A 5,105-nucleotide genomic window follows, 5' to 3' on the forward strand; every position below is an offset into this window, starting at 1 on the left:
CTGCGCGACGGCGTCGATTTTTTTCCCGTTATGCCGGACGGTCAGCAGATTGGGCGGTGCGGGAAGGTCGCGGTCCCAAAGATCGTGATGGACGAACTGATAATGCCAGAGTCGCTGGCCGGTAGCAGCGTCGAGCGCGATGAGACAATTTGCAAACAGGTCCTGTCCCAGACGGTTCCCGCCCCAGAAATCGAATGCCGCGGACCCGGTCGGCACGAAAACGATGCCGCGCCGCTCGTCCACCGCCATGCCGGTCCAGCAATTCGCCGCGCCGATGTATTTCCACGCCTCCGGCGGCCAGGTCTCATAACCGGCTTCGCCCGGATGCGGAATCGTGTGGAAGATCCAGACCAACCGGCCGGTCCGAACGTCGTAGGCGCGGATATGGCCGGGGGCGACGGGTCCCGGTCCTTCGGATACGCGCGCGCCCAGGATCAGCAGATGACCAAAAACGATTCCGGGCGTTGTGGGGATGACATACAACTTGCTCACGTCCCGGCCCAGGTCCCGCTGAATGTCCACCCGTCCGCCGTCCCCAAAAGTTGAAACCGGTTTTCCAGTCGTCGCGTCGATGGCGTGGAGATAATGACCCGCCGTAAATAAAATCCGCCGGTCTTTGCCTTCCGACCAGTAGGCCACACCGCGATTCACGCCCGCGGAGCCGCGGTCGCCGTCCCGCGCAAACGGATCGAAGCGCCAAAGTTCCCTGCCCGTGGCGGCGTCGAGGGCAAGCAATTTCAACTGTGGCGACGTGCCGTACAGAACACCGTCGATGATCAGCGGATTGCACTGAATCTGCGAACGATTGTCGGCCCGTCCATCGCCGGCGTGATAGGTCCAGGCCAACCGGAGCCGGTGGACATTCTTCTCGTTGATTTGTTTCAGCGACGAGTAGTGGCTGCTGTTCTTGTCGCCCAGATAGGCCGGCCAGTCCGCTGTTGCGTCAGCCCGTGTTGATGCCGCGCCGGGACCAAGGGGCCACAAAAGGACCACCAGGCACAGAATCGGGGAGCCACAGGTTCGATTCATACCGTGTTTCGCGGGTGTCTGGTCGGAAACCCTACAAATGGGACGCCATTGGTTCGAGAAAAATATGACCCGCGGGGTCGTGACGCAATGTGCGCGGATTGGAAAACCTGTGGTGAGGTGTTGATGGCGGGCCGATTTGGCGAAGACTCCGACGCAGTGCCTCCCGCTTCATCCGTAGTGTTCCGTTTGTTACCCGCGTCGAGCCGGCCGCTTTCGGCGGTCACGGGTTGCGCGCGCCTTCCGCGTTGCCGCGGGCGCGGCGCAGTGCGGCGTCGTAGGCCGGAGGCAGCTTCACCGGTTTGCCTTCCGCGGACCACCAGCGGGGCGTCTCGGAATAGATCCAGACGTATTTATCCGACGTTTTGAGCGCCGCGCGCACGCTCGTAGTAAAGGTCTCGGGTGTGAAGTAGTTTTTGGAGACATCCCCGACGTCCCACCCTTTGTTCCGCCAATCACGATCCAGCCAGATCCCGAACCCGGACGAGAAAACGCGCGCATATTTCTCCGGATCGCGCACGATCGGGAGCAGATCCCGTTTCATCGTTTGGCGGGCCGCCTCGAACTGAAGGGGTTCCTTGAAACCGTAGGACAGTTCGTGGCCATCCACGAACCGGGCGTGACCCCGTGCGGCTTCCACCATGCCGTCGAGGAACGGAGCGAGCAGACCGTACGAACAGTCGGCCAGGGCAAGCTGGCCGGCCTTGCTCTGGTGCCAGGGCAACGAGTAGCCGAAGGTGAGAAACACGGTGAGGTTCGGATCACCGTCCTGAAAGGCTTGCATGACCTCGCGTCCCCGGCTGCGGCATTGCGCGGCGTAAAGTTCCCATGACTTCGCGCGGGTGTCGCGCTGCTTGCGATAATTGAAGAGCGAACCCTCATATTGCTCGATGTCGAAGAGCAGTCCCGGGCATCCTCCGGCTCGCGCCAGCCGGGCGGCCAGACGCGCGTTCCCGATCACGGCGCCATAATCGTCGAACCAGTCGAGTTTCGCCGGCGTCGTGTTGAACCGGAGAAAATTCGCGCGAAACCGCCCGAAACGCGTGGTCTTCAGATCCGCGAAGGCCCCGTCGAGATCCGTTTCGGAAAAGCGGTTGGTCCCCCAACCTTCCCACGTGAAGCTCCCTTTCCCGCCATCCGACCGCCGATAGTCGGCGTGAAAGACGCAACCGTCAAAGGGCGTCCGCTGCAATTCGGCGATGTGTTCCCGGAGGAAGGTTGTTCCCGGTTCATCCCAGCCGAACTCGATGAGTTGCTTGTGCCCCAGGTCGGCCGGGAAACAGGGAAGAATTCCCGCGGCTATGAGAACCAGACCGACCTGCAGAACGCGCCGGCGTGTCATGCCGCCACTTCACCACGTTCACGCCCCAAAGTTAAGCGCGATGTTGGACTTCAGCGCCTCTTCAACGGGGGCGCCACGGAAGCATGGCCTTGCCGGTTGCCAGGCGCGCCCGACCTTGACGCGCGACCTGCTTTCACCACAATCCGGGCAATGAACAACACGCGACGGCTAAGAACAGAAGTTGACCGGTATTCGCATCACCGGATGATCAGCGCTGCCCTCGTCCTCGGCCTGGCCGGCCTCGGATGGCTGCTGGCGGGCTGCGTGCCTGCGGCACTTCATCCATTATATCGCGAATCGGACCTCATCCAGGATCCGGCCCTGCTGGGCGTCTGGAAGGAGAAGGACAAGCCCGACAGCAAGGACCGCTGGACCTTCACGCCGGGCGAAGGCAAGAGTTACACGGTCGAAATTTTGATCGACGACCAGAAAGCAGCGTTCACGGCGCACCTGTTCAAGCTTGGCGATGCGCGTTTCCTCGATCTCTACCCGGTCCAGTCAGGACTGAACGAGAAACTTCAGAACAACCCGTATGCGCCGGCGTTGATCCCCGGCCACCTGTTCTTCCGGGTCCGTGCGACAGCGCCCGCCCTGCGCATGAGCAGCATGGCGCTCGACTGGCTCAAGGAGCAGTTGACGCGCGAGCCCAAAGCCATCGAACACATCATTTATTCCGACGATCGTGTGGTGTTGACCGGCGGTACCGGGGCGTTGCAGGCGTTCATTACGCGGCACCTGAACGACGCCGACGCATGGAACGGGATGTACGGGGACGGCATGATGAAGGTTAACGTCAAGCCATGAGTGAAGTAACGCCGGTCTTACCGCCTTTGGCTCCCTGATGCTCGTCCCATTGCTTTCCTGACCGGCCCGGTTCAACCAAACGCCATGAAGACCCGTTCACGTACGCCCGGCATTTCCCGGATCGATCAACCCGCCAAGCACAATCATGGATACTTTGTGCGGCTGCAACGACAGGGCATAATTCATTCCGCATTTTTCAGCGACAAACAGTACGGCGGACGCAAGAATGCCCTGCTCGCCGCGCACCTCCACGTTCTCAAGTTGCGAAAGAAGTTCGGGCCGCCGGTTCGGAGGCCGCGCCGCTGGTGGGCGGAAATTCCCCGGCGAAAAAGCCGGTCGGGTATCGTGGGCGTGCATCCGACGACGCTGCGCCGGGAGGGGCGGGCGCGGAAATACTGGATGGCGACCTGGAGTCCGGAACCTTACAAGGCAGTGCGCAGGGTGTTCTCGGTTTCCAGGCATGGAGAACGGAAGGCCAGATCCCTGGCAATCCGCGCCAGGCGTGAGGGACTCCGGAACATGAAATGAACAGGCCCGGCGGGAAAACGACGACAGTGAGCAGACTCAAACGCATTCTCACCGACAGCGGACACGGTTTCGCTCATAATCCATTTGACGCATTGTGCAGCGAGGGTCTCCCGCCCGCACCGGAAAGTTTGCCGGCGGGTTCCGCGCCCTCCACCGGGTCGGAACCGGCAAAAAAGAATCGTGGCCGTGTGGACATCCTCCGGGTGAAGGCCGGGCGCGGCGGCAAGACGGTGACGGTCGTGAAAAACTTTGTCGGCATCGGCCTGCCGGAAAAGGAACAATTGGCGCGGGCGATGCAAAAGGCCTGCGGCGCCGGTGGCACCGTGAAAAACGGCCAGATCGAGATTCAAGGGGACAAACGCACGGAGGTGGCGCGGATCCTCACAGAGGCGAACTTTCGCCCCGTCTTCGCGGGCGGCTGAAGGCTGCTCTGGACCGGCATACGCGGGGGCACAGAGCCCGCTTTCAATGCGTCATCAAATAAAAAATTATATTGATGCCCAGGGGATAGGCCACCTTCTCGGAGAATGTTTTGAAGTAATCTTCGTTCTCGCCCTCCCGTTCCCAACCATCGCTGACGTCGCTGTCGTGGATGGCGAGGACCATCATCCTCTGGTGGTCGTCAAACAGGGCGCGAACATGCATTTCCTCGGAGCCTTCGCCACGGTAAACCCGCTGGAGCGGCGGTGACTGGGGATCGTTTGGGTCGTGGTCGGGATTCCAGAACTGGATGGTGGGCACCTGGAAACTGCTCATGGAGCCTCGAAGGTCGTAAACGCAATGGAACACCGGATGATCGGTTGTCAGTTCGGTCCATGCCCGCGCCGGCAGAACCTTTTTCATCTCCCGGGCGAACCCGTCCCACTCCTCCGAACCCCAGAAATCGTTCACGAGCAAAGCTCCGCCGCTCAGAAGGTATTCCCTTAAGGCTGCGACCTCGTCATCATTCAACCGCATGTAACCGGCGTGCTCCATGTAGAGCAGCGGATACTGATGCAGCATCGGGTCGGTCAATTTCAGGACCCGTGCGTCGGGATCGGTTTTGATCGAGGTCAATTGTTGAAGGCGGTACGAGAAGTTCAGGTCGGCGTCGGGATAATCCACCCACCAGCCCAACCAGCGCATCCAGCCCCGGTTCGAGCGCGGGCCGGGATCGGACTTGAAGATGACCCGTGTGAAGGTGAACACGTCCGGCTCAAAGCCCGGAGCGTTGGTCCAGTTGGGGGTGCCGGAGGAGTGGGTGTCGGTCTCGCGCGCGGTGCGGACCTCGTCCTCGTTTACGATGAGCCCGCCTTCAATCCGGACGTAACTGCCGGCAAGGTCGGAGCGGGGGTTGAAGTCCGGACGGGGCCGGAATTGGGCGAGGCAGAGACCAGCCGCTAGAAACACCGCCATTAAAATTATC

The 5,105-nt window shown here is 61.3% G+C and carries 6 protein-coding genes; 3 read left to right on the plus strand and 3 right to left on the minus strand.

Going from position 1 to position 5,105, the window contains the following annotated elements; all coding sequences use genetic code 11:
• Positions 1-1,029: PQQ-binding-like beta-propeller repeat protein (locus VN887_02075; protein ID HXT38788.1), on the minus strand; the 1,029-nt coding region annotated here is incomplete at its 3' end.
• A 220-nt stretch (positions 1,030-1,249) separates the two neighbouring features.
• The gene (locus VN887_02080) at positions 1,250-2,368 is read right to left on the minus strand and encodes a hypothetical protein (GenBank protein HXT38789.1); all 1,119 of its coding nucleotides are present in this window, start codon (positions 2,366-2,368) and stop codon (positions 1,250-1,252) included.
• Positions 2,369-2,518: 150 nt separating this feature from the next.
• Here VN887_02080 and VN887_02085 point away from each other — a divergent pair, with 150 nt between their 5' ends.
• The 3 genes from VN887_02085 (at position 2,519) to VN887_02095 (ending at position 4,122) form a co-directional block, all read left to right on the plus strand.
• Positions 2,519-3,172 (plus strand): hypothetical protein, encoded by a 654-nt coding sequence (locus VN887_02085; GenBank protein HXT38790.1) that lies wholly within the window; start codon positions 2,519-2,521, stop codon positions 3,170-3,172.
• 84 nt (positions 3,173-3,256) lie between these two features.
• Positions 3,257-3,700 carry a hypothetical protein gene (locus tag VN887_02090; GenBank protein HXT38791.1) on the plus strand — a complete coding sequence of 148 codons (444 nt, stop codon included), beginning with the start codon at positions 3,257-3,259 and terminating at the stop codon, positions 3,698-3,700.
• Positions 3,701-3,726: 26 nt separating this feature from the next.
• Complete coding sequence (locus VN887_02095) at positions 3,727-4,122, plus strand: translation initiation factor (GenBank protein ID HXT38792.1); 396 nt, start codon at positions 3,727-3,729, stop codon at positions 4,120-4,122.
• A 43-nt stretch (positions 4,123-4,165) separates the two neighbouring features.
• On the opposite strand, the gene VN887_02100 is transcribed toward VN887_02095, so the two are convergent.
• The coding region (locus VN887_02100; GenBank protein HXT38793.1) for a DUF4159 domain-containing protein at positions 4,166-5,105 on the minus strand (940 nt) is incomplete at its 5' end.

Origin of the sequence: Candidatus Angelobacter sp., from assembly GCA_035607015.1 — a bacterium.
GTDB lineage: Bacteria > Verrucomicrobiota > Verrucomicrobiia > Limisphaerales > AV2 > AV2.